The sequence below is a fragment of the Xanthocytophaga agilis genome (assembly GCF_030068605.1).
Classification (GTDB): domain Bacteria; phylum Bacteroidota; class Bacteroidia; order Cytophagales; family 172606-1; genus Xanthocytophaga; species Xanthocytophaga agilis.
Window position 1 is genome coordinate 147,501 of the sequence record NZ_JASJOU010000004.1, and the last position, 26,201, is coordinate 173,701.

Below are 26,201 nucleotides of genomic sequence, written 5' to 3' on the forward strand. Positions count from 1 at the left end.
TGTAAAGGAATAAAATTCAATCCTGAGTTTAAATCAGATCTGGATGCATCTCATCCAATAATTGTAGATCTGTATAATCAATCACCTTTGAATATATTTATATCCAATGGACTGGAAGGAATCTCGTTTGTAAATGCAATTTCTTCTATAAGGAGAATTATGTACGAATAAGTCTATATAGCATCACATATGTGGGATTAGCCTTTAAGCATTAAAGGCTATCCAGGGTCAAAGAAAACAAAACTTGATACAAGCTTTATGATAAATACAAAGATTGTTTTTGTTCCTTTTCTTTACGTAATCTTCTAGCTATACTCATTCTCTGTACACTCATCAAAGAGGATATATGGTACATATGGAAAATGTAAGGATATCTTTCACTGCTACCAACTTACCCTTAACAAAGATCATACATTTAAATATTACATAAATGAATATGTGGCAGGTAAAGGAATTGTCAATGGCACCTGGAAGACTATTGAAGATACATTGATTATGAATATAAACTTTCCTAAAAAGGAGAAACTAATTATTAAACAAGAAAACAGCAATTCGTTTACTAAAAAGCAGATCATTTTAAAGACAACTGAGAAAGACTCTATACCCATAAGTAATGCAAAAGTAATAATTAATGATACTATTATGACGCAAAGCAACTATGATGGTGCTATATATGGTGCTCATCTATTGGGCCGATAGCAACAGAGGGGTAATGGACCCGCCTATGGTAGGTTCCTTTGAAGGAGATATCGGTATGTTTTATTGCAAAGATGTGTTTAAAGGAAAACCTATTATCGTGATGTTTCACTGGGATAAAACCGATAAGAACAATCCTGTATGGAGTCAGGCTTTTTCTCCGGATAATGGCGTAAGCTGGGAGTGGAACGCTACGAATACATCCCATCGGATGAAGTAATCAAACCCCAAAGATTGACAGTTAGAAATATAGACTACTATTGTGTACATTTATTCTGACACCAAACCCGTTTACATCATGGATTTTAGCAAATTAGTACCCAATGTATTTTACCAGGATATTACGGATGGGCTAAAGCTCTTCGTAGATTGCCTGGAATTTGAAGTTTCATACAACGAGCTACATGCCCCACAACGATTCTGTGTGCTGGCAAAAGGTGATTTACGAATCAACCTGTTTGAGGATGCCAACCTGGCCAAAGAACACAATCCGGAATTCAGGTTAGTAACCAATGACATTGAAGGAGTGTACAGCAAAGTATCTTCTTCACATCCCGAATTCTTGCACCCTAATCTTAACACGGTAACCCTTAGACCCTGGGGTGCCAGAGAATTCGCACTGACGGACAAACAACTCGGTATTGTCATTCAACAATGGTAGCCAGACTGACAGAATAACTATCAGGTCTACTATTCTTATACACAGGCAGGTCGCTTTTTTTCGTTTTTTTCTGTTTTATTATTCTCCTACCTGCCTTGACCTCTCATCCTCAAATTGATTTGTCTTTTCAATGTGCTGGCCATTAATTAGTAATCCAAGAGTAGACGGAACGATAGTTTTTTACATTGATATGGCTAATTGTATTAGCCATATCTTATTGGGAATCAAATCTTTTCGTCTATAACCCAACTATTTAAAAGTAACATATTGAGGATAGTTATACGAGATATACAGATCTCTTAAACCAAATGTATTCTGAGACAATTTCTTTTGCTAAAGTTAGTGCTTGAACATTGTCTAAAAGAATAAGGTTTCGCGTAAGAATTTAGCCAAATCTGAATATTTGTTAAAAAGAAATTTATATAATTTTGTAATGGGTAATTTGCTTACTATCTTTTATGAGAAAAATTCTATACTTATTTGTTGGATTATTACTATTGTCTGGATCATCTGTAATTGGACAGGATTATTATATTAAGGGAGGAATGGGTACTAATTCAATTCCACGTCCATTAGGAATTGCTTTTGATGAAAATGGTTATTTATATGCTATTAGCGGATCAAGAATACTCATAAAAACTGATCCTACAGGAAAAATACTTTTTCTAAGTGGTAAGGAGGGACTAGGTAACGGACAATTTAGTATTCCAGCCGATATTGCGATCAATAAACAGGGAAACATTTTTGTAACAGATAATGGATTTTCTTATGTACAAAAATTTGATTCTAAGGGTAACTTTTTACTCAAATTTGGAGATAGAGATAGCACAGATGGTAATAAACCCTCCCTTCAAGGTGTAAAAGTTGATCAACAAGGCAATATATGGGTAACAGATATAAGTAACCACTGCGTACGAAAATTTGATCCAAGTGGAAAACTATTACTTAAATTTGGATCATTTGGTTCAGGAGATGGGCAGTTTAATTATCCTAAAGGAATCGCGGTTGATGCAGAAAATAATATCTGGATAGCAGATAGAAGAAACTATCGTATTCAGAAGTTTGACTCTAATGGGAGGTTTTTGTTCAAGTTTGGTAGGGAAGGAACTGTTGATGGAACGCTTTCTGCCCCTGACTACATTATGATTGATAAACAGAATAATATTTGGATAACTCAACAAGGAAATAGTATTCAAAAATTTGATCCTACAGGGAAATTCTTGCTTCGCATTGGTTCATACGGGAATGAAGATGGACAATTTCGCACTCCAACTGGTATTGCTGTTGATGCCCAGGGTGTAATCTGGATTGCAGACTGGGACAATAGTCGTATCCAAAAGTTTGATTCAGGGGGCAAGTTATTAGGTATGATTGGATGGACCTCTGTTAACAAACTTAGAACACTTGTACACATGAGTTTAGACGATAAAGGAAATATATGGAACTATGGAATAAGTGGAATGACAAAATACGATTCTGATGGTAATTATATAACTAAGTTTGGATCTGACCTTTATGTTAAGAATGTTGTGCGGGATAAACAAGATGTTCTATGGGTTGTTGATTATGGATATAGTCGTATTTTAAAATTTGATACAACAGGTATGTTCTTAAATGTATTTATTGACAAAGGTATTACAGACGGGCAGGTTGCCAACCCAACCGATCTTGCTTTTGATAAAGAAGGGAATATCTGGGTTGTTAATTCCTATACACAATGTTTACAAAAATTTGATCGGACAGGGAAGTTCTTGCAGAAGTTTGGTAGTAAAGGAGATGGAAATGGTCAATTTGGCTCTCCCGAATGTTTAACTATTGATCATCTTGGAAACCTTTGGGTCGGAGATTACAAAAATAGGAATATCCAGAAGTTTGATTCCAATGGAAGGTTTTTGTTAAAGATAGCATTGAGATATCTGGAGAAAGATACATATAGCACTCCTTTGGATATTCTTGAAGACCAGCAGGGCAATATTTGGGTGCTTGATCAATATGGTATTCAAAAGTTTGATTCCAATGGCGAATTAATTACAAAAATAAATAGCATTCCCAGTCCCAGAAATATTCAGCTGAATAAGAATGGAGAGCTTTGTTGTCTTTGTGAACTGGGAGTATTAATTTTTTCGACAGATAGTAAACAAACCTTACTTACTGGGCGCATTTTTTCAGATGAAAATCAGAATTGTCGGTTTGATGATACGGAACAGTCATTACCAGGCATAATAGTAGTAGCACAACCTGGTAATTATTATGGATTTACTAGTCCTGCTGGAGGTTACCAGATCGCGGTAAATCCAGGAACTTATACAGTTAGTCAAGTCCTTGTGCAGACAAATGGAAAGCAATTACAGCCTGTCTGTCCTGCAAACAATGTTTCTCCAGAAATTACGCTAAAAAGTGGTGATATTGAAAATGTAGACTTTGCTAACAAAGTCACTACTTATCCTTTTCTAGTAAGCAGCGTGACCTCTGATCGTCGACGCAGATGTATGAATGGAACAACGGCTATTTCTTATCACAACACAGGTTATACAACAGCTGAAAACGTAAAAGTATATGTTAAATGTCCACCACATATCATCTTCAAATCTGCAGATAAGCCATATATTATTGACAAAGATTCTAATTATGTATTTTCTATTGGGGTATTGATGCCTAATCAGGCAGGTAGTATCTGGATTTCAGATTCCGTAGCCTGTGTTGCCAGTGTAAGAGGCCTTACAGCTTGTACAAAAGTCTGGATTATGCCTGCCAATGACTATGCCTTACCAGAAGAGTCTCAATGGGATAACTCTAATATTATACTTAATGGTAAATGTGTGGAAAATGGTAAAGTGCATATGGTAATCAAAAATATTGGACAGTTTATGGCTGATAGCGCCGAGTTCAGAATATTGTTCGATGCCCAACTCGCTTTGAACAGCAAATATAAGCTGGAATCAGGGGACAGTTTAGTGTTAAAAATCCCTGCCAATGGAAAAACTATTCGTTTAGAAGCTGATCAGAGACCAGGTCATCCCCATAAAATGCAAACTAACCTTACGATTGAGGGTTGTGTGTCTTCTGTTAATGATATAATTAGTAAAGGCTATGTGGATATGTTACCTCAAGATGATGCAGAACCTGAAGTAGCTATTCAGTGTTTACCAATCGTTGATTCGTTTGATCCCAATGACAAGCTAGTAAGTCCTCGCGGAACTACGACAAATCATTATACTCCAACAAGTTCTGAGTTAAAGTATACTATTCGCTTTCAAAATACAGGGACTGACTATGCTTATAAAGTTGTGGTTATAGATACATTATCAGAAAACCTGGATATTGCTACATTACAGATTGGAGCAGCATCACATAGTTATTCATTAAAAATGAGTGGCAAAGGAAAACCTGTATTAACCTGGACTTTTAGTGATATTAATCTTCCTGACAGCACACATGACCAGAAAGGTAGTAATGGCTTTATTCAGTTCTCGATCAAGCCAAAAGCAGAGTTACCAGAGAAGACACAAATAGAAAACTTTGCCGATATTATTTTCGATTATAATGATCCTGTACGGACCAATACTACAACCAATGTACTCTATGATGTACCTCCGGTTATTGCTCCAGAAAATCAGCTATCTAAAAAAGGAGTAATATTTCTACCACCTACTATCAGCAGCTTTACTCCTGAGACAGCTAAGGTTGGTGAACAAATCACTATAATTGGGACTAACTACCAAGAAGTATCATCAGATAATCTTGTTAAAATTAATGGTATGATTGCTACTGTAGTTACGGCTACGGAAACTCAATTAGTTGTAACAGTTCCTACAGGAGTAACGATTGGTAAAGTAAGTGTCACTACTCTTGGTGGGACTGCCATTAGTGAAGTTGAATTTACTCCTTCACCTACTGCTACAGAGCAACCTGTCTGGAGCCGATCAATTGTAGTCTCTCCCAATCCAACAGATGGAAAGGTGACTGTTGATATCTCAAAAGCATCTGTTCAGATCCAGGAAATAGAGATTTATAACCATTTAGGACAAAGAATCAACTCACAAATCATATCAAGATCAACCATCAGAAAGGAAATAAACTTGTCTGATAATGGTGCAGGTATCTATTTGATTGTTTTTAAAACGGACAAGGGGAATGCAAGTCAAAAAGTAATTCTCAAATAAAGAAGCTCTTTCACTACCTATAAATGCAATGTTAATTTTTATAGAAGTTGATGTTGCATTTATTATTTTTCTAAGTGCCTTTCCCTCTTTTTCTAAAAATGGCTCATGTTTGAGAGGATGAGTGAAAAATAGTTTGTATCAGCAAGGATACTTTCAACTGTTGGCAAAACTTGCCATACTGTTTACCTATGAATAGTGTGTAGTTCATAAGTGAAGACTTCAACCCTTTAGAATACAGAGATATATAGTGTTATGAGAAGCTCATATGGCGTGGAGCTGACAATACCATCACTTGGCGGAGACATACAAAAATATGATTGCCTGTTTTTTTTAAATTCTTGAGAGAAGTTTAACAGGCTACTAACTTTAGGTTGTCAAATTTTATATCTTACTCCTAATCCAATAGGAGTAATTAACTATAAAAATAACCTATTTCTCTGATGCTTACAAAATACCCTGGAAATCAATTGATTGTGTGTGGATTCGTTGTGCTTTCCTTCTTAGCCTGTAAGCCGGTAAAGCTTCAGGGAAGTTATTGTAGCGATAATTCCAAAGAAACTCTCTATACAAATTTAATATTGAAGGATAATGGGGAATATGTCATGCAGGGTGTGGTATCCTACTTTAATCGTTCTACCGTTGTTGAAACAGGAAAGTGTTTTCTGGATGGGGAAAAGATCCGTTTTGTTGGCTTAAAATTAGAATATAGCCCTCATACGCTGCATGTAATTGCAAAACCGGATACGTCAATAGGGTATGCCTTGTTCAAAAGAAAAAAAATATTCATTTATAAGAACGATTCAGAACAATGGATTTTGAAAAAGTCTAAAAAATGTGAACAGGTTATTTTGACGTATAAGCCAGGATTTTAGGCTCAGGTTATTAATATTGCTGACATGGTAGTATGCTTATATAGTCATTGGGTGCTACGGTCTGACTATGAATGAGTAGTAGGATTTGAACAGCCTCAATCCTTCCATAAACTTTTCAAAAGCCAAACCCGCATGTCTGCTCTGGAATTTCGCCAGTACTTTACTTATAAGCAACTCACTGACAAAACCAATTATAGTTTCTAAACCTGGTATCTACACCATTACATCAGCAGTAGAACCATATACACTGGGCAAGGGTATATTTTGCAAACGTAAATACACTCCTAATTGTCCGCGGTGATGCACAGTATGATTTTGTGCCATGTTGCGTATCGCTGCTATACGCGGGAGTGAGAAAAATACCTTCTTCCCATCCCGCATAGTCCATGTCTGCATAAGGTCTTCATTGGTAGTAGCCTCTACATCTGCAAGGGCTTGTTGGGTGTTGGCATCAAACAGAGCCAGAAGCTGTGACGTGTTTTGCAAGTTTACCGTCTGTACGGTTTGTCCAGAGGCAGACTCCTGCTCGTCACTAGTCAGAAAGTTCGTTTCTGTGGTAGTAGCCAGGTTCAGCTCCTGAGTAGTGATGATACGACTTACCCAAGTAGGTATAGTGGCTATGTGTAGTGCCAGTTCCTGCAATTTCATGCTTTTTTCGTGGGGCTTCCAGTTTGCTTTATCAAAAGGGATAAGCTCCAGCATTCTGCGTGTGAGAAATGCTTCGTAGGTAAATTCAGTTAACAGTGAGGTTTTTAGATCCATGATTCGTTCTGTTTGGAGGCAGGGTGATTCACATAGAGGGAGTCATTGCCTGTAAGGATACTTTCCGATTTTCGCTTTTAAATTGTTCCGGATGAGGTAAAAGTAGCTACATTTACTGTTCAGTTTACGGTTGTTACCTTGGGGTAAGTAGTTACCTGTAGGTAAGCAAGTATTGTTGGACATGTGAAAAATATATGGAACAAGAAGAGACAAAAGACGTATGTCAGTACAAGACAAGTGTCGCCTGCGTGTCTAATTTAAGGGCTGCCAAAGATGTTATGGATGTGATTCAGGGCAAATGGCGCATCCCTATCATTGTGGCACTGACATATGGCAACAAACGATTTGGGGAGATACTAAGAGATCTTGGTGATATTTCGCCCAAAGTGCTATCCAAGGAATTAAAGTCGCTGGAGGAAAGTAAACTCGTTATCCGTACCACCTATGACACGATTCCTGTAACAGTGGAATATTCACTCACACCGCTTGGACTTTCTCTGGAAAAAGTGCTGGATCCATTAATTGGTTGGGGAATACATTTCAGAAAGGAAATTATAAACTAAACGTTTTTATCTACTATTCCTAAAAGGAATATTTGCTTACCTCAGGCTAGAAGATACAAAAAGCCCAGCTTTGGTAGCGAACTAATCACATATATATGCAAACTTTTCAATCCAATTCTATGCCGGAGAAATCACCTTCGGTTAAGGCTGTTTTTTTTGACATTGATGGCACTCTTGTCAGTTTCACTACCCATGCAGTACCCGATTCAACACAAAAGGCTATCAAAGCACTTCAGGAAAAAGGAATCAAGGTAATCATTGCCACAGGACGTTCAATTACAGCTATCGATCATATCCGGTACCTGAATTTTGATGGATTCATCACATTTAATGGGGGATGCTGTGTTGGACCAGACGGAAGTGTATTATTTCGTAAAGCCATTGACCCAAATGACATACAAACATTGCTTGACTACACAGAGCACAATCCCCTGAGCTTTTCATTAATGTATGAGAACAGTGTATCTATCAACGATGTCACACCTGAAGTTGCCGGTATGTATGCACACCTGAACCTGCCCGTTCCTCCTTTGGTACATAGAGAGCATACGGATATCACAGGCGTTCTACAAGCCAACATCTTTCTAAGTCCTGAAGATGAAGTGGCGTTTATGCCAAAGGTGATGCCCAACTGTGTAGCCTCCCGATGGACTCCGCTGTTTGCTGATGTGAATCCCATAGGACAAAGCAAACAGGTAGGTATTGATGTTTTCTGCCAGTATTTCGGAATTGATGTCTCTGAGACCATGTCATTTGGCGATGGGGGGAATGATATTACCATGTTGAAATATACCGGAATAGGGGTAGCAATGGGCAATGCCAACGAGAATGTAAAAGAAATCGCAGATTACATCACAGAGGATGTGGACAATGACGGTATATTCAAGGCATTGGTACATTTTAAGGTGATTTAGATAAGTCCATACCTTTTTAATGCATGAAATCTCCTTTTTTCTAAAAAATATTCTCTCTGTCTTTCTGGAAAGAACTCTCCCTGTTTGTCCTTCTGAAAGAAACTTGTGACAAATAGAGTTGCGTTCGGTTTCTGTGAGAAAAAAATATTCTCCAAGCCCAAATACCACTAACCTTGTCACAGGTTCCTTCCTGATGGATAGAGTATTTTTTGTAAGAAGATATTATTTAGTGGAAATTCAGTTGGTAATTATCTTATTGCTTGTCAGGATGTTGTAGATAAGTATTTGCCTTGAATCAGAGCACAGGAAAAAATATTTTCCATTTTGAAACATATGTTTCAAAAATATCTATACATTTGTAGAGTAATATAGAGTAAGCAAATGGCACGGAATGTTGAATTTGATGAAGAGGTAGCAATCCAAAAGGCTATGGAAGTCTTTTCGGAGAAGGGCTATAACGGCACTTCTCTTCGTGACCTGACCGATGCCATGAAGATAAACAGCAGCAGCCTCTATAATACTATCGGTGATAAACAAGAGTTGTTTGTCCGATGTGTGAAGCACTATACAGAGATCCGGAAAAGAGATCTTCAAAGGCGGGCTACAAGTGCAGAATCACCCTTTACCATATTGGTAAACTACATTCATGATGCTGTGGCAGAGATTGTCAGTGGCACTGAGAGTTGTATGACTGTCAAGGCAGCTTTTGAAGTGGCAACCAATGATCAGCGAATAAAGGATATCCTAAAGGAAGATAGCGAATACTCCTATCAGTTTATATGCTCTCATATCTCAAAAGCAATGGAAAAGGGTGAAATCTCCAGCGAAGAAGATCCTCAGCTTCTGGCAGATTACTTTATCAGTACCTGGACTGGATGGAATGAATCGTATATTCTGTACAAAGATCCTGTCAAAATCCAGCGAATGGCCAACTATTTCATTAAACAACTTTCCAAATAAATTTTTTTACCCATTTCTGAAACAAGCATTTCAGAATTTAGAACTAATCTATCAACTCTTGTACGCCTTATTTTGAAACATTCATTTCATAATTAATCACAACATCAATTACCATGAAAAACCAACAAAATCACAGTACAGAACTTAACGGAAAAACAGCACTTGTAACCGGAGGAACTAAAGGAATCGGAAAAGCTATCGCAGATCGTTTGGCAGAAGCAGGTGCTCAGGTTATCGTAACAGCCCGAAATCATCCTGGCGATGCGAACTTAGATCATTATTTTATTGCAGCTGATTTAACTCAACCGGAAGATGTCACAAAAATGGCAGAGGAGATAGATGAAAAGTTTGGAACAGTAGATATTCTAATTGATAACATAGGTGGCTTAACCACTCCTGGAGGAGGGTATAGCACCCTAACGGATGAACACTGGGAAAATGAGCTGCAACTGAATCTACTGGCTGCTATCCGACTAGACAGAACCTTATTGCCTAAAATGGTTGATCAGCAAAGTGGTGTGATTATTCATATCTCCTCTGTAGCAGGCAAACAGCCTCTGTGGAATCTCAATATGGCGTATGCAGTTTCCAAAGCAGCATTGAATAGTTATAGCAAAACATTAGCGACCGAACTTGCCTCCAAAGGTGTACGTGTTCTGACTGTCTCTCCGGGGGCTACTAAAACACCGCCTATGGTAAAAGTTATTGAAGATTTTGCTACTGCTTCGGGCCTATCATTTGAAGAGGGACAAACTCAATTGATGAATCAGGTAGGGGGTATCCCGATGGGACGGATGGCTGAACCGGAAGAGGTAGCATCGCTGGTTCATTTTCTGGTATCACCAGCAGCTGCGTATCTCACCGGAACAAACTATGCTATCGATGGCGGATCGCTGCCTGTTGTAGTGTAAGTAGATTCGTTACATTACAGCATTAAGCGAATAGTCAAACCTATTTCTATAATTCATTCCACGCCTTTCGTTTTGCCTACAACGAAAGGCGTTTTGACTAAATCTGACTTAGAGAAACTGCTGACATTTGTATTGTTAAAACGACAAGACAATGGAACTAAAAAACAGCACAATCCTGATTACAGGCGGAACCAGTGGTATCGGTTTGGAATTCGTAAAACAACTGACACAGCAAGGAGCAAACATAATCATCACAGGACGTAACCTGGATAAACTGAACGAAACCAAAAAACAATTTCCACAAGTTGCCATCTTTCAAAGCGATGTCAGTAATCCCAAAGACATTGAAGAGCTTTTCCAAAAGGTTACCCGGCAGTTTCCCGATCTGAACATTATTATCAATAATGCGGGTATTATGCGTAATCTGAGCTTACACGATACCAGTATGAGTCTGGAGAACATTACAGCAGAACTGGATATAGATCTGTCAGGCGTGATTCAGATGAATCATCAGTTTCTGCCTCACTTGAAAACAAAAGAATCGGCTGCTATTGTAAATATCTCGTCGGGGCTGGCTTTTATTCCGTTTCCGGTATCTCCCATTTATAGTGCAGCCAAAGCAGGTTTACATGCTTACACCCGTGTACTGCGATTGCAGCTTAGGAATACTCCTGTAAAGGTATTCGAAATAGCTCCTCCAGCTACTGATACGTCACTGGGAGATGCATTTACAGGATTAGTAGATCCCAGTATGAATATGAAAGTGGATAAGATGGTAAGCCAGTCTATTCAGGGGCTTTTGAAAGACAACCTGGAAATTAAGCCTGGTATGTCAAAGATGATGAAGACATTAGGTCGCTTTGCTCCGGACTTTGCACTTAATTTCATGCATTCATCTATCGAAAAGGCAAGACGAAATAAGTAACTTTGAGATATGGAAAATACAAAACCTATTCGGATAAAAACGATAAGTGAATTTCATAAACTGAGAGCTTTGCTTAAGCCTGCACACCCGCTTATCAGCATCGTGGATTATTCAGACATTCATTTTTTCCCGGAAGAAGGGAAGGAGGTTGTTGCCATATTTGACTTTTACTCCATTTCTATCAAGTCAGGAGTAACTGGAAAACTGAAATATGGTCAGCAACAATACGATTTTGATGAAGGCATTATGTTCTTTATCGGGCCTAATCAGGTATTTGGCGTAGAGATAGATCAGGAGGAATTACAAAAAGCGACAGGTTGGATTATGCTCATTCATCCGGATTTTCTTTGGAATACATCTTTGGGGAAAAATATGAAGAAGTACGAATTCTTTCACTATGCAGTAAACGAAGCCTTATTTCTTTCTGAAAAAGAAGAAATAATTATTAATGGCATTGTGCAGAATATTCAGAATGAGTACCGCTCAAACATTGATAAATTCAGCCAGGATATTATTATCTCACAACTTGAAACGTTGCTCAACTACAGCGAACGCTTTTACAGTCGTCAGTTTCTTACCCGAAAAATAAGCAGCCATCAAATTCTTGACCGACTGGAGAAGGTATTGACTGACTATTTCAACAGTGAAGAGTTACTCACAAAAGGAGTGCCTACAGTGCAGTACATTTCAGATCAACTGAATGTTTCACCCACCTATCTCCGTAGTTTACTCAAAGTGCTCACAGGGCAAAATACCCAGCAGCATATACACAACAAACTGATTGAAAAAGCCAAAGAAAAACTATCTACAACCGAATTGACCGTAAGTGAAATAGCCTACGAACTGGGCTTTGAGCATATGCAATCGTTTAGCAAGTTATTCAAAACAAAGACCAACCTTTCTCCGCTGGAATTCCGACAATCGTTTAGCTAAACATATCAGCTTTGTTATAAAATTCTTTCAGGATGGCATGGTAAGGTATCATATACTCATGTTAGCAGCATTAAGCGGATACTTGTAGTATAGTCTTACTAGACAGACGTTCACTGCTGTTAACACACAGAAATCCTATATAACTACATACCTTCTGATTTCTTTTCTATCCCTCTGTAAAGTCTGGTGACAAATAAAGTTGCTTTTAGTCTAGTTTATGAGAGAATATATTTCAAATTGAGGAAGATCTGCTTGCCTCCATTATAAAACAAAATGTCAGCATACATAGTCTACTGACATTTTGGGTTTATATCGATGAATCAGAAAGACTGTTGCTATTGTCCTACCACTTCTTTTTTCTCTGTTTTACTCTCAGCAGCTTTACCTTCTCTGGCTATGCGGGCAGTTTCCAGACGGTCGATGAGGTCGGTAATTAAACCTGTCCATCCTGTCTGATGGGAAGCACCTAAGCCTCGGCCTGTATCTGCATGGAAATATTCATAGAACATCATATGGTTCTTGAAATACGGATCATGGTTAAATTTGGCATCTCCACCATAGAATGGTCGTTCGCCTTTTTCATTCAACTGAAAGATTCGTAATAAGCGAGCCATCAGTTCTTCGGCTACCTGTTTCAGATTCAGGAATGTACCAGAACCGGTTGGGTATTCTACGGTCATTTCATCTCCATAGTATTCATAATATTTCACTAACGATTCTATAATCAGGTAGTTAACCGGAAACCAAACCGGACCACGCCAGTTTGAATTTCCACCAAACATTCCCGATTCGGATTCACCAGGCAGATATTGAACCGAATATGTAATGCCATCCATTTGCATCACATATGGGTGATCTTTGTGGTATTTAGACAAAGATCTTACACCATAGTCTGACAAGAACTCTGTTTCGTCCAGCATACGACGTAAGGTACGTTTTAATCGGTGAATACGCATCAATGCCAGCATCCGGCTCTCTCCACGTCCCGGTTCGTGCCAACGTGACACCATACGAGCCAGATCGGGTCTGTTTTTCAATACCCATTCCAGCCGACGTGTAAAGTCTGGCAACTGTCCGATCATTTCAGGTGTCAGAATCTCCACTGCAAACATAGGAATCAAGCCTACCAGTGACCTTACTTTTAGTAATATGCTCTGATTATCAGCAGGTAAATGAAGAATATCATAGTAAAACTCATCTTCCGAATCCCAAAGATCAATTTCATCTTCGGTGATATTACGCATAGCTTTGGATATAAACAGAAAATGCTCAAAAAACTTAGAAGCCATTTCCTGATAGCTTTCCTCATACGTTGCAAGCTCAATAGCAATCCGCAACATGTTAAGGCTATACATCGCCATCCAGCTACTCCCATCGGCTTGTTCGATATAGGCCCCATTTGGTAGTGGATGACTTCGGTCGAATACTCCTATGTTATCTAATCCAAGGAAGCCACCTTCAAACAGGTTATTTCCTTCTCTGTCTTTCTGGTTTACCCACCAGGTAAAGTTCATCAACAGCTTATGAAATACAGAAGCCAGAAACTGTTTATCACCTTTACCACCATTCATCTCCTTATCAATAGAGTAGACCTTCCAGGCTCCCCAGGCGTGTACAGGTGGGTTCACATCCGAAAAATTCCATTCATAGGCAGGAATCTGTCCATTAGGATGCATATAGTATTCCCTTAGGAATATCACCAACTGACGTTTGGCAAAGGACGGGTCTAACTTAGCTAATGGCACACAGTGAAACGCCAAATCCCATGCAGCATACCAGGGATACTCCCACTTGTCGGGCATAGAAATGATGTTGCCATTGTGCAAATGCCGCCAGCTTTGATTCCGGATATTCAAACGGGATTCAGGAGGAGCTGCAGACGCAGGATCTCCAGTAAGCCACTGATCTACGTTAAAGTTATAAAACTGCTTGTTCCATAACATTCCGGCATAAGCTTGTCGCTGAATTTTTCGGAGATCCGGATCTTTTATATTTTTCTGCAGATCGGCATAGTATGCATCTGCTTCCATTTTTCTCTCTGTAAACTTCTCATCAAAATTAATAAATGGAGTTTCTAGGTATCGGTGGCTTAATCTGAATCGCAGGGTCACCTCTCCCAGAGGCTTTACCTGCACTGTATTCCGGATAGCCCCTTTGGTACCTGTTTTCTGAGGGTTCAGGTATTTGATTTCGCCTCCGGAAATGATATAATCATTAATGCTGTCTTTTGGATAAGGACGCAGATTGGGTTGTCCGAAAATCTTTAACCGATTGGTCTCATTCTCACAAAACAATTCTTCAGGTTCTCCCTCAAAATACAGATAGTATTTTCCTACATCCTCATGTTCGGCCACTATATAGTTACGACCTGAAGCAGCGACATTGGGTACATAGGTCTGATCTTCGTATCCCCAATACCAGGTATTCCGAAACCATAAAGTAGGCAGAATATCCAGACGGGCCTTTTTTACAGAACGGTTACAGGCAGTAACTTTGATTAAAATATCTTCTTCGGAAGCTTTGGCATATTCAATAAAAATGTCAAAATACTCATCCTTTTGGAATACTCCCGTATCTATCAGTTCATATTCAGGTTCATCCCTACCTCGCCTTGCATTCTGCTCCAGTATTTTTCGGTATGGGAAAGCATTCTGAGGATATTTGTACAACATTTTCATGTACGAATGAGTCGGAGTACTATCGAGATAATAGTAGAGTTCTTTGACATCTTCTCCGTGATTTCCCTCCGGGTTTGCCACTCCAAACAGCCGCTCTTTTATATAAGGATCTTTTCCGTTCCAGAAAGCCCACCCAAAACACATGCGTTGTTTGGTATCCGAAATAGCCGCTATTCCATCTTCCCCCCATCTATAGGCACGACTAATGGCTTGCTCATAAGGAAAATATGTCCAGGCAGACCCATCTGCACTATAATCTTCACGTACAGTTCCCCACTGGCGTTCTGACAAATACGGCCCCCATTTCTTCCAGCCAGAATTTTTAGGTGTTGCGATAATTCTCTCTTTTTCAGGATTACTTTGCATGGCTATGACAAAATCATTTATAAGTGAATCAGATACAGACAGTTTTCAAAACAATTAAAAAGGCCAGTATAAAAAAATCAAAAACAGGGCGATATCCTACTTATGAGATTTCTTTCCTAACGAGTGTATGTATTTTCCCATAAAGTCACATATTTCTTTATATACTCAGTCATCTCTTTTCGCTTGTATTGCATAATAAATCTTGGATGCTCCAATACATGAATCTGCTCAAACAAATCCAATTGCTTATTGAGTAATTGCAGATACTGATAGTTCTTTTGGCCCAGACAGATAACCTCTTTTGCTGATCCCAGTGCCACTTGCTGCTTCAGATATTCCAGTATAGAAGTTTCCAGTACCTTATATACTTCTGGCGAATCGTAGTAATTGTAGTTTTTACCTTCTTTCACCAACGCCAGCGGATAAACGGCTCCTAAATGAAACCTGCTGAAGAAGCGATCCGTACCTCCAAACTGGTTGATACATTTGTAAATAAACTGGCTGGAAAGCTCTGTAGTATTCTTGAATGTATGGTTAATGTGACAATATTGCTCCAGATTTACAGGGTCAGTGAAGGAAATCCCTGTAGTACCACCACCCAAGCGTCCAGGGTTTATACCCATGATCCATACACGTGGCAACTCATCTGCATAAAACTTCTCATAAAACTGAACTACGATCTGTTTTACATCAGTCTGCTCATAGGGATTCAGCGTTTTCACTGAATGCGGCAACTCACTTCCAGCAGATAGCTGGTTATAAAAAGAAATGGCTTTCTCTGCAAAAGTCATATGTTAACTGCGTAAAATGCTGATACAGTATCAGAAGATCGTACTTTCAACTAGCAGTACTACTGTTTCAGTTTATTCTGTTTAATTTTTTCCAGTGCCAGCAGGATGATCGCCAGTGAATTGGCTACACAGATCTCTCCCTGCACTGCTTTCTGCATCACTTCCTCCAAAGGTACTTTTTCTACAATAATATCTTCTGTATGATCCAGCTTCTGTTCTTTGGTATGATAGGCTCCCTCAGCCAGAAAGAAATGAAACTGATTCGTATTTTTGGTTGGATCATCATAAATCACAGCCAATTTAGTCCACTGTTCACTAAAATAGCCTGTTTCTTCCAGTAACTCCCGCTTTGCAGCCACCTCTACAGAACTATCGGTAGTATCTACGATTCCTCCCGGCAATTCGAGCAGTATCTGACCTGCACCATGCTTGTATTGCCTTACCATGATTACTTCATTGTCTGTTGTAATCGGGAATACAAGCACTACTTCCGGACGCACACTTACATAATAATCGTCCAGAATACGCCCATTGGGCAATTGTACTTCGTCTTTACGTACTTTATACCAGCGATGATCAAAAACCATCTCTGACCGCAAGGTTTTCCACTTCTCCAGTTTTTTCACTCTATTTTATAATGCTAAATTCATTGTAGATTATATTTTTCTCCTGAGGCCAGGTTATTTAAGTACTACCAGTTCATGATAGGCTTTCAGGTATTTGTTGATCCGGGGAATATCCTTTTCTGTAACAGAAGGCAATCGCCTCATATCCAGATTATCTTCCAGATCATTTAACTTCACATTAATCGCCAGACGACTGGTTTTGATGCGTTGTATAAAGTCGTCATACGACTCAGATTCTGGCCGTGTAAGACAATTCACCGCCTCCAGAATGGATTCAGAAAACCCTTCCTTACGCAAATCTTCTATTGTCATTGGAGAGTCTTCTACCACATCATGCAACAAGCCAACAATCTTTTCATCCTCATTTTTACCTCGTAACATGACCCGCATCACATGTAAAATATAAGGGGCACCATACCGATCTTTCTGATCTTTATGTACTTCTGTAGCTATCTGTAATGCACGTTCAAAATTCATATTTTCTCCAGCTGGACTAGTGTCTATATGCGAATGTGCAAATTAATTGTTTGGGATTCAATCAAAATAGATGAAAATAACAGAAAGGCTGCAAAATTTTCAGTATAGAAAATTCATAAACATCATTCAATGACGATGAGTTTGTACTATAAGAGGAAAATATACTGTTTGTTCTCTTAGAAAGATAAGCTTTCTGGCTTGCCGAGATATAAGTTCTCTGTCCTTCTGAAAGAATCTTCCTGGCCAGGCCAAGTCGTGGGCTTGGCAAGACCAGCGGCTTTTGAGTTTGGAGCATTTCTTCTCAAAAAACTAACGCCACTTTAGTTGTCATACCTGTCCCGCTCACGCCGATGCGTGGCAGGCAAGTCGTGACAGGCGTGTCGGGAAGTTTCTTTCAGAAGGACAGGGAGGAGTAGGAGTGCTCCTTTCAGAAAGAGATCCTTTCAAAAGGACAAAAAATGAATTACATACCTCTCACTCTAACACTCAGCAACATTGACTGAAACAGCCAGGCCACCTTCTGAGGTTTCTTTGTATTTACCATTCATATCTAGGGCTGTTTGCCACATAGTTTTTACTACATCGTCCAGAGAAACTTTGGCTAGAGAAGGATTGCTTTCCAGTGCAATATTGCAAGCAGTAATAGCCTTCATGGCTCCCATTGTATTTCGTTCAATACAGGGGATCTGAACTAGTCCACGAATAGGATCGCAGGTAAGGCCCAGATGGTGCTCCATGGCAATTTCAGCAGCCATCAAAGCTTGTCCGGAACTTCCTCCCAGACATTCGGTTAAAGCTGCTGCCGCCATAGCTGATGAAACGCCAATCTCCGCCTGACAGCCACCCATTGCAGCTGATAAGGTAGCACCTTGCTTAAAAATGCTTCCGATCTGCCCTGCTACCATAAGAAACTGAATAATTTTCTCTTCACTCACATCTTTGCAAAAACAGACATAGTAAAGCAAAACTGCCGGAATTACTCCTGCAGCCCCATTGGTAGGAGCAGTCACAACACGTCCCAGCGAAGCATTTACCTCATTGACAGCCAGTGCAAAACAACTGATCCACTTGGTTACACATTCAAATGACTTGGACGTTCTGCGAATCGCCTCAATCCATTCACTGGCGTCCTGATAGGTCTGATCGCCCATTAGTTTACGATTAATAGCACCAGCTCTTCGTGCCACTTTTAACCCTCCTGGTAAGATTCCTTCGGCATGGCATCCCGTATAGGCACAGTTTAACATTACATGGTAAATGTTCAGTAAGCCTGAACGAATGTCTTCACGTGTCCGCCATACTTTCTCATTTTCCCATACTACAGCAGAAATGCTTTTATGAAATTCCTGGCAATATCGTTCAATGTCTTTGCCTGTCTGCACCGGATAAGGCAATTCTACTTTATTACCTGTAAACTGTTCGTTCTCTTTTATAATAAATCCTCCACCTACTGAGTAATATGTCTCCCATATTTCCTCTCCATTCGCCAGCCAGAGATGAAACTGTATACCATTCGGATGGAAAGGAAGGGATTCATTATGGTAGAAGCAGATATCATCCCTATAGCTGAAAGGAATACTATGCTGTCCCAATAGATTAATCTGTGAGGTATCTTTAATGGTTTGTACAATATGAGGAATGGCGTCTTCCTTTACCGTAACTGGATCCGCTCCACTTAACCCCATCAAAACAGCTATATCGGTCCCATGCCCGATGCCTGTCTTCGCTAGTGAACCATAGAGTAAGACCTGAACCTTTACAATTTCTTTTAAAGACATCTTTTGCCCAACTTCCTGCATACATCGCTGTGCTGCTCTCCAGGGACCTAATGTATGTGAACTGGACGGACCAATTCCTATTTTTAAAATATCAAATACGCTAATTGCTTCCATTTTTTTATTTCCAGATTCCAACAGGAACTATTTCCAGCAAATGTCCATCAAAGTCCCGAAAATAAAAAGAGGTCTGTCCATTACTCCAGGTTTCTTCATGAATTATTTCTATACCCACGTTGAGAACTTTGGTCTTACAAGCCTCATATTCCTCCGGAGCCGCTTCAAAAGCCAGGTGTAATTGCCCATATCCGTAATGAGGAGGTAAATGTGTGTCTGTTTTTGTCTTCTCCGAAATAAAACATAATAACACTGACGTTCCGGCTCTGAAAAATACATGCCGTCCTTCTACTTTACTAATAATGGGAAACCCAAGCAGGTCATGATAGAAATGCTTTGTACGGTCTAAATCTGTTACATATAAACACGTCTCTTTGATCTGGATAATATTCATTGTATAGCTTTCTTTATTAATTACTGCTGAGAAATATAGAGCTTAGACAGATTCCAGAAAAATCTATACCCTTACCATTCTTAAGTGTTAGTATCAGATCGGGAATCATAGTAGACTATAAACGGGAGTATATACTTGCTTTTTCCTGAAACTTTTGCAAAAAATGAGTATCTAGTGTTTCTTTTTGTCAGATATCTGTACCATAACAGATTATGTACCTCATGCAACTAGATTGGTATATGCTATCTTGTCCTAATTTGAATTCAGTAAAGTTTGTCAGTAGCCGATTAGTATCTATACTGCGTTGTTAGTGAGTTGATTCCGGTACTCGGAAATATTAATACCCCGATAACTTTTGAAGAATTTATGGATATGGCTCATGTCTGTAAATCCCAGCTCATCACTAATCTCTTTGATAGAAAAGGAGGAATAGCGGAGTCGATTTTCAATCAGATGCAGCTTGTATTCATTTACATAGTCCCGAAGTGTACGACCAGTCTGTTCTTTAAAGAAAATACCCAGGTAGTGTCTGGAATAGCCGAATTGTTCTGCCAGATGTTTTATCTGTGTGTGATCAATAGAGTAAATATGCTGATGTATGTAATGGATAATCTCCGTTATTTTGGCACTGTGTTTGGATGCAGGTGGAGCAGGAGGTGTCTGTATGTTTCGTTTAATAATAGATACAAATGCCTGGATTAGAAAGAAAATCGTTTCATTCAGTTCGTCCTGAGTTGTCTGCCATTCTTTCACAATCAAACGTAACAGGTTTTCCAGCTGTTCGGCATCCTGAATATTTTTGATAACTGGCAACGGCTGATGACGCACATAAATCAGCAACTGATCCATGTGCTGATTCCATTGGCTTTGCAGTAGTGTGTTCCCCATACCATATAAATATATATTGGTAAATTTCAGAAAGGTAAATTCTGTTTCTTCCTGTACCTCAAAATGGTGAAAGTCGCACGGTGCCAGTAAAAAAAGACTTCCAGGTTGATAGGTATATTTCATGTTGGAGAGACAATGAATACCCTTACCCTTATGCACAAATATAATCTCAAAGTGATTGTGGTTATGCACCGGATGTATCCATTCCTTTGTAGTAAAGCTGGATATTTTTAAAAGTTCGTGCTGGATGTATCTTTTCATCAAGTGTATTTACCAATTACTCATAGAAATATACAAGTAGTAGCCTCTCCCTGCTTTTTAACTTTGCAGCTATACAAAGGGTTCATTTATAGCCGTCGCAATCATTATTTATAAACTAATTTTCTTGTGGATATGTCAGAAGTACTTGTTGCAAAACAAAAGAAAGTTGCGTTGGTAGTAGGATCTCAGGGAGTAATCGGTCGCAATCTGATAGATTATCTGGTTACTCTACCTGACTGGGAAATTATAGGTTTGTCACGACGTGGAGGTGTATCAACAGATCGGATACAGTATATAGCTGTGGATTTGCTGAATGTAGAAGAGTGTAGGCAAAAACTGAGCTCACTTTCTCATACAACGCATATTTTCTATGCGGCCTATCAGGACAAACCTACCTGGGCAGAACTGGTAACTCCTAACCTGGCAATGCTGATAAATGTGGTTACTGTTGTTGAAGATATAGCACCACGATTACAGCATGTTAGTCTTATGCAAGGTTATAAGGTATATGGTGCTCACTTGGGGCCTTTTAAAACTCCTGCCAGGGAAACAGATGCCGGACATATGCCTCCTGAATTCAACGTGGATCAACAACAGTTTCTTGAAGAACGACAAAAAGGAAAGAGTTGGACATGGTCTGCCATTCGTCCTTCTGTGGTAGGTGGATTTGCCTTAGGCAATCCTATGAATCTGGCAATGGTCATTGCAGTATATGCTTCCATCAGCAAAGAATTGAATCTGCCTCTTCGTTTTCCAGGTAAGCAGGGAGCTTATGATAAACTGCTCGAGATGACTGATGCTGGATTGCTGGCAAAGGCCACTGTATGGGCTGCTACTGAAACCAGATGTGCTAATCAAGCATTTAATATCAATAATGGAGATCTGTTTCGATGGAATGAAATGTGGCCTGAGATCGCCCGCTACTTTGAACTGGAGACTGCCCCGCCTTTGCCGATGTCTTTGTCGGTCATTATGGCCGATAAAGAACTTCTCTGGAACAGGATGATAGAAAAATACAATCTCGCACTTCATTCCTATCAGGAAGTATCATCGTGGGGTTTTGGCGATTTCGTGTTTTCCTGGGACTACGATATGTTTGCAGATGGCTCCAAGGCACGTCGTTTCGGATTTCATGAGTATGTGGAAACCAGAGAGATGTTTCTGTCCATTTTTGACGATTTACGCCAGCGTAAAGTTATTCCATAAGCCAAGAGCTGTTATAAGGATCTATCCTGACTTGTTTCTTATGGTATCCGTCAGGATAGGTTATTTAAATCCTGGCAGCATCAATGGCCTTTAGAATATTCTGTAATCCCTTTTCCAGCTTTTCAGATTTGTCCCAACTATAGCCAATACGCATATAGCGGGCATCCTCTTCGAACCAGTGTCCTCTGCCTATATAAGTAGCATAGGTATTCAGTAAAATATCATGAAAGCGGGTTGTATCTACAGGTATATCTTTTTTAATTCTGGGAAAACAGACACAACCTCCTTTCGGCTCTACCCATTCCAAGACTTGCTGATGTTCCATGAAGCGTTTTAATAGGCCAAAGTTCTTTTGTATGGTGGCCATATTGGGGGCAAATAACTCCTGTTTACGCTTCAGATACTGAAATGCTATTTCTTCATCAATTACCGAATTAGTGATACAAATTTGCTCTTTGGCAGCCAGAAACGTTTCCATCAGCTGTTGGTTTTTTGATAGTATCCAACCGATGCGGATACCTGGCAGACCAAACGACTTAGACATTGATGATATGCTGATTACCCGATCTGATAAGGTAGCTGCTACAGGTAGTTTCTCTACAAAACACATTTCCCGATAGGTTTCATCGTGTAGCAGATAGGTTTGCCTTTCTTCAATAATTTGTATAATGGCTTTTAACTTTTCTTCATTAATCATCACTCCGGTTGGATTATGCGGATAGGTCAGGCTCACCAGTTTGGTTTGTGGAGTAATTAATCTTTCCAGTTCAGCCAGATCCAGATCAAAGTTGTTTTCAAACGTTAGGTTAAGAAAAGATATATTAGCTCCAATGGCTCGTGGTGTTTCTATATTAGTCGCATAGTTTGATTTGGCTACTACCAGATGGTCGCCCTTGTCCAGCAGAGATGTGGCAACAATGAATAGGGCTGTTGCTGCTCCTGAAGTAATCAGCACATCCTCGGTTGTAAAGCCGATATCACTGGCAAGTAACTCTCTCAGTTCTGGTTTTCCTTTGTGATCACCATATAATAATATCAGATTTTCCAATGAGATACCCAGGTCGCTTAACTTCTGATCTGTGAAAGAACTTTCCGATAAATTACAGTCAATATTTTCATAACCAAAGCCTTCCGGGGCTTCTATTTCAATAGGCATTCTTCGGTATTGCATAAGGGAGTAGTACAGAAGTGAGCAATAATTTTTTTCATAAAATAGCATAACTGTTTTATATATCCTGCATTTTTTCTTTACAGAAGTTCTAACAATAAAACAGTGAATTTCCTACAGGCAGATCTGGTTTCAGGTTTTGTAAGAAAATCTGAAAAAGAGCATTTTTTTTAGAAACAAAATACCTACTTTTTCGTGTTAGTCTTCTAAAGGACAGCAAGTTTATGCTATCTGCTATGGACAAATTCGTAAACAAACTATGAAGCGCTGGATTAAAAGACTTTCTATTACATTAATTATAGCATTGGGCATCACATTTGGATTGGATAAACTTGTACAATTCAGAGAATCTAACGAGGACATCTATGAATATTTCAGTACCAAAAATCTGAAACCGAAGATTGGGCATTTCAAAGCAGAAGGACGTGATATTCGCTATATTTCTATTGGGGAAGATACCTCTGCCACTATTCTGTTTATACATGGGGCACCTAGTTCATTAAGTTATTACAAAGACTATCTTTCTGATAGTACCTTATTGCACAGAGCACATATGTATGCTGTGGATCGTCCGGGTTATGGGTATTCAGGTTTTGGCGATCCCTTGACTTCCATAGAGAAGCAAGCCAAAATCATGGCTACTATTCTCGATAGCCTGCGTAGACCCAATCATCCGGTTGTGGTAGTAGGTACTTCCTATGGTACATCTGTTGCCAGTCGGCTAACAATGGACTACCCGAATCTGGTAGATGGATTGGTATTGGTAGGGCCTTCACTGGCACCAGGAGAAGAGAAGATCTATGACATTTCTTATCCTATGGAAATACCTCCGTTGAAATGGATGGTGCCTCGCACACTGGTTTCTGCCAATGCTGAAAAGTTGTCACATTATCAGGAACTAAAGAAAATGTTGCCTTTATGGTCAAACATCAAAATACCAGTAGCTTATATTCAGGGAGCAGACGATGATCTGATTTATACTTCAAATGCAAAATTTGCCCGTAAGAAGTTGATCAATGTGCCTTCACTGGATATTACTCTCATTGCAAACCGGGGCCACCTGATTACGTTTACAGAGAAAGAGTTTATTCAGAAGACCATTGTGAAGATGTTAGATAAGGTACAGCAAAAGCCCTGGGACCTAGCTAAGAACTAAGAGGTATGACTACAAAAACTTTTATTATAGAGAATTGAGATATATTTTTCACCTTTCGTTGTATAAAAATCTGTAAAGGTGAATCGTTCGCTATCTCTAAAGTTTTATCTGGGAATAGTATTTCTTTGTTTTATAAGTTATTTCTGGATCGATCCATGGGTTGTCAATCAGATAGGAGAAAGAACTCTCTTTTCAATATGGGAGAAAATATCTCTGTTAGGCAGTTTTGAAATTTCCTACCTGATTCTAGCTTGTTATTTGGTTATCTTCTTTATTCTTCGTTATTTTTTTACTTTTACAATACCACCTGCTCTTGTTCTAATGATACTATATAGTTATCTGGCGACAGTGGCTAGTATCCAGTTTTTGAAGACCAACTTTCCACGGTATAGACCTGCATTGTTACAGGAAGGATTCTATGGATTTGATCTGCATAGTTCTTTAACTGAAAATACAGACTCATTTCCATCTTTGCATACAGGCATTTTTGTTGCGTTATGCATTCCTCTTGTATTCAAATATAATCGCTTAATGTATATATTTATTCCATTGATACTTCTAGTTGGCCTAAGTCGAATATTACTCAATGTACATTATATGAGTGATGTCGTATTTTCTATAGGATTGTCAACAGGAATAAATGCTGTTCTTTATCATTTTATGAAAAAAGATCTTCAGCTAAGAAAGTTAAGTAGTTGAGGCTTGATAAATCCGGGAAATATTGTCTGGATAGCTGGCGTATGTAAGCGTTTGATACATATCTCGCTAAGAATGGTCCGGTAATCGGTTGTCACGGCGAGATCTACGCGATTATCAAGCTGCTCAGTAGCAAGACCCGGCCATTTTCCATACATAGTTCCTCCTTTTACATTTCCTCCCAGTACCAGCATAGCATTACCATAGCCATGGTCTGTTCCATTGCTTTTATTGGACCTGAGCCTGCGACCAAATTCACTCATAACAGCAATGGTAACCCGTTTGTGATACAGATGAATATCATTATAAAAAGCTGTGAGTGCCTGGGCAAAACCTTCCAGAAGTACAGGAAAGAGCCATGTTTGACCTTCATGCATATCCCATCCACCAAAATCAATCGTTGCAACCTGTAGGCCTACATCCATTTTGATGAGCTGTGCCAATGTTTTAAATGATTGGGTTAGTTCCTGTACCTGCCATTGACTGGGGTAATGTGCTATATTATCCGGAACATAATCAGTGATAGTTCCATTTTTACGGGGAAGTTTACCTTGTATGTATTGAATGGTTTGCAGTGTTTGTTGCGCGGTTCGGGCCAGAGCCGAATCTCCATGATACAGGTTCTTCAGAATGCCTGTAAATCGGGGATCCGAGTTTAAAGTAAAGCCTTTGGGATCATACAGAGAGTTAGCTGTAGTACTTCCTAATAGAGAAACTGGCAATTGAGGTGTAGCACTGATAGCAGGTAGCTTTCCTGTATGAGGAATGGTTTCGAGCAAACGCGTAAGCCAGCCTGTAGAAGGAGCTGCATTTGTATCTGCTACGCCTTTGTCGATCAGATCCATAGCATCAAAGTGACTGCGTGTACCATTGGTAAGGCCACAGGCATGGATAATGGCTAGCTGTTTGCTGTCATAAAGCTCTTTAAATGGTTGCGCTTTGGGGTGCAGATAGAAATCCTGCCCTGAAAGGGTATTAATCAGAGGCAAGCCTTTCTGTGAACCACTCTCTGTAATTCGTAAGGCTATTTCTCTGGAGTCAATATAGTTTTTATCACTAACCGGAGCAATAAGGTGTAGTCCATCCATTCCACCTCTGAGAAAAACGAGGATAAATATTTCCGGATTGTTGTCCGCTGCAGAAAATGTCATACTATGCAATTGACTACCAGCCATTGCCGCTATTGCTGCACTACATCCTGACAAGAATGTACGTCTGTTCATGGGTAAATGTATTAGGGGG

At 39.4% G+C, this 26,201-nt stretch carries 24 protein-coding genes; 14 read left to right on the top strand and 10 right to left on the bottom strand.

Annotation, left to right across the window (positions count from 1 at the left end; all coding sequences use genetic code 11):
* Window positions 1-438: 438 nt before the first annotated feature.
* The 5 genes from QNI22_RS13795 to QNI22_RS13815 all read left to right on the top strand — a co-directional run bounded on the left by QNI22_RS13795 (window position 439) and on the right by QNI22_RS13815 (window position 6,392).
* Complete coding sequence (locus QNI22_RS13795; protein WP_314511362.1) at window positions 439-699, top strand: hypothetical protein; 261 nt, start codon at window positions 439-441, stop codon at window positions 697-699.
* Complete coding sequence (locus tag QNI22_RS13800) at window positions 674-916, top strand: hypothetical protein (protein ID WP_314511364.1); 243 nt, start codon at window positions 674-676, stop codon at window positions 914-916. Before QNI22_RS13795 ends, QNI22_RS13800 begins: the two co-directional genes overlap by 26 nt.
* A gap of 78 nt (window positions 917-994) precedes the next feature.
* On the top strand, window positions 995-1,357 hold the full coding sequence (locus tag QNI22_RS13805; RefSeq protein WP_314511366.1) for a VOC family protein: 363 nt from the start codon (window positions 995-997) through the stop codon (window positions 1,355-1,357).
* 458 nt (window positions 1,358-1,815) lie between these two features.
* A complete protein-coding gene (locus QNI22_RS13810; RefSeq protein WP_314511368.1) occupies window positions 1,816-5,520 on the top strand; it encodes a DUF7619 domain-containing protein in 3,705 nt (1,234 codons plus the stop codon).
* Between the two features lie 440 nt (window positions 5,521-5,960).
* Window positions 5,961-6,392 carry a hypothetical protein gene (locus tag QNI22_RS13815; protein WP_314511370.1) on the top strand — a complete coding sequence of 144 codons (432 nt, stop codon included), beginning with the start codon at window positions 5,961-5,963 and terminating at the stop codon, window positions 6,390-6,392.
* Window positions 6,393-6,605: 213 nt separating this feature from the next.
* Here the strand turns inward: QNI22_RS13815 and QNI22_RS13820 are convergent, their stop codons facing one another.
* Window positions 6,606-7,154 carry a DinB family protein gene (locus QNI22_RS13820; RefSeq protein ID WP_314511371.1) on the bottom strand — a complete coding sequence of 183 codons (549 nt, stop codon included), beginning with the start codon at window positions 7,152-7,154 and terminating at the stop codon, window positions 6,606-6,608.
* Between the two features lie 194 nt (window positions 7,155-7,348).
* Between QNI22_RS13820 and QNI22_RS13825 the strand changes: the two genes are divergently transcribed.
* The 6 genes from QNI22_RS13825 to QNI22_RS13850 all read left to right on the top strand — a co-directional run bounded on the left by QNI22_RS13825 (window position 7,349) and on the right by QNI22_RS13850 (window position 12,360).
* Window positions 7,349-7,717, top strand: coding sequence for a winged helix-turn-helix transcriptional regulator (locus QNI22_RS13825; RefSeq protein ID WP_314511373.1), 369 nt, complete (start codon window positions 7,349-7,351; stop codon window positions 7,715-7,717).
* A 95-nt stretch (window positions 7,718-7,812) separates the two neighbouring features.
* Window positions 7,813-8,631, top strand: a complete 819-nt coding sequence (locus tag QNI22_RS13830) for a Cof-type HAD-IIB family hydrolase (protein ID WP_314511375.1) — start codon at window positions 7,813-7,815, stop codon at window positions 8,629-8,631.
* Window positions 8,632-9,012: 381 nt separating this feature from the next.
* Window positions 9,013-9,591, top strand: a complete 579-nt coding sequence (locus QNI22_RS13835; RefSeq protein WP_314511377.1) for a TetR/AcrR family transcriptional regulator — start codon at window positions 9,013-9,015, stop codon at window positions 9,589-9,591.
* A gap of 113 nt (window positions 9,592-9,704) precedes the next feature.
* Window positions 9,705-10,502, top strand: coding sequence for an SDR family oxidoreductase (locus QNI22_RS13840; protein ID WP_314511378.1), 798 nt, complete (start codon window positions 9,705-9,707; stop codon window positions 10,500-10,502).
* Between the two features lie 151 nt (window positions 10,503-10,653).
* Entirely contained in the window at window positions 10,654-11,427 is a 774-nt protein-coding gene (locus QNI22_RS13845; protein ID WP_314511381.1) for an SDR family oxidoreductase, read from the top strand.
* Between the two features lie 9 nt (window positions 11,428-11,436).
* Window positions 11,437-12,360, top strand: coding sequence for a helix-turn-helix domain-containing protein (locus QNI22_RS13850; RefSeq protein ID WP_314511383.1), 924 nt, complete (start codon window positions 11,437-11,439; stop codon window positions 12,358-12,360).
* 335 nt (window positions 12,361-12,695) lie between these two features.
* Here QNI22_RS13850 and QNI22_RS13855 read toward each other — a convergent pair whose 3' ends face one another.
* The 7 genes from QNI22_RS13855 to QNI22_RS13885 form a co-directional block, all read right to left on the bottom strand.
* A complete protein-coding gene (locus QNI22_RS13855; protein WP_314511384.1) occupies window positions 12,696-15,404 on the bottom strand; it encodes an MGH1-like glycoside hydrolase domain-containing protein in 2,709 nt (902 codons plus the stop codon).
* Window positions 15,405-15,520: 116 nt separating this feature from the next.
* Window positions 15,521-16,195 carry a uracil-DNA glycosylase family protein gene (locus QNI22_RS13860; protein WP_314511385.1) on the bottom strand — a complete coding sequence of 225 codons (675 nt, stop codon included), beginning with the start codon at window positions 16,193-16,195 and terminating at the stop codon, window positions 15,521-15,523.
* A 59-nt stretch (window positions 16,196-16,254) separates the two neighbouring features.
* Entirely contained in the window at window positions 16,255-16,821 is a 567-nt protein-coding gene (locus QNI22_RS13865; RefSeq protein ID WP_314511386.1) for an NUDIX hydrolase, read from the bottom strand.
* Between the two features lie 54 nt (window positions 16,822-16,875).
* A complete protein-coding gene (locus QNI22_RS13870; protein ID WP_314511387.1) occupies window positions 16,876-17,298 on the bottom strand; it encodes a hypothetical protein in 423 nt (140 codons plus the stop codon).
* Between the two features lie 479 nt (window positions 17,299-17,777).
* On the bottom strand, window positions 17,778-19,190 hold the full coding sequence (locus QNI22_RS13875; RefSeq protein ID WP_314511388.1) for an L-serine ammonia-lyase: 1,413 nt from the start codon (window positions 19,188-19,190) through the stop codon (window positions 17,778-17,780).
* Window positions 19,191-19,194: 4 nt separating this feature from the next.
* On the bottom strand, window positions 19,195-19,584 hold the full coding sequence (locus tag QNI22_RS13880; protein WP_314511389.1) for a VOC family protein: 390 nt from the start codon (window positions 19,582-19,584) through the stop codon (window positions 19,195-19,197).
* A gap of 294 nt (window positions 19,585-19,878) precedes the next feature.
* Window positions 19,879-20,733: a helix-turn-helix transcriptional regulator gene (locus tag QNI22_RS13885; protein WP_314511390.1), complete on the bottom strand. Its 855-nt coding sequence runs from the start codon at window positions 20,731-20,733 to the stop codon at window positions 19,879-19,881.
* Between the two features lie 132 nt (window positions 20,734-20,865).
* Here QNI22_RS13885 and QNI22_RS13890 point away from each other — a divergent pair, with 132 nt between their 5' ends.
* Entirely contained in the window at window positions 20,866-21,939 is a 1,074-nt protein-coding gene (locus QNI22_RS13890) for an SDR family oxidoreductase (protein ID WP_314511391.1), read from the top strand.
* A 64-nt stretch (window positions 21,940-22,003) separates the two neighbouring features.
* On the opposite strand, the gene QNI22_RS13895 is transcribed toward QNI22_RS13890, so the two are convergent.
* Window positions 22,004-23,110, bottom strand: coding sequence for a pyridoxal phosphate-dependent aminotransferase (locus QNI22_RS13895; protein ID WP_314511393.1), 1,107 nt, complete (start codon window positions 23,108-23,110; stop codon window positions 22,004-22,006).
* Between the two features lie 256 nt (window positions 23,111-23,366).
* Here QNI22_RS13895 and QNI22_RS13900 point away from each other — a divergent pair, with 256 nt between their 5' ends.
* Complete coding sequence (locus tag QNI22_RS13900; RefSeq protein WP_314511394.1) at window positions 23,367-24,263, top strand: alpha/beta fold hydrolase; 897 nt, start codon at window positions 23,367-23,369, stop codon at window positions 24,261-24,263.
* Window positions 24,264-24,584: 321 nt separating this feature from the next.
* Window positions 24,585-24,962, top strand: coding sequence for a phosphatase PAP2 family protein (locus tag QNI22_RS40495; protein WP_474004532.1), 378 nt, complete (start codon window positions 24,585-24,587; stop codon window positions 24,960-24,962).
* Here the strand turns inward: QNI22_RS40495 and QNI22_RS13905 are convergent.
* Entirely contained in the window at window positions 24,938-26,182 is a 1,245-nt protein-coding gene (locus tag QNI22_RS13905) for a DUF1501 domain-containing protein (protein WP_314511396.1), read from the bottom strand. The genes QNI22_RS40495 and QNI22_RS13905 overlap by 25 nt on opposite strands.
* Between the last annotated feature and the right edge of the window lie 19 nt (window positions 26,183-26,201).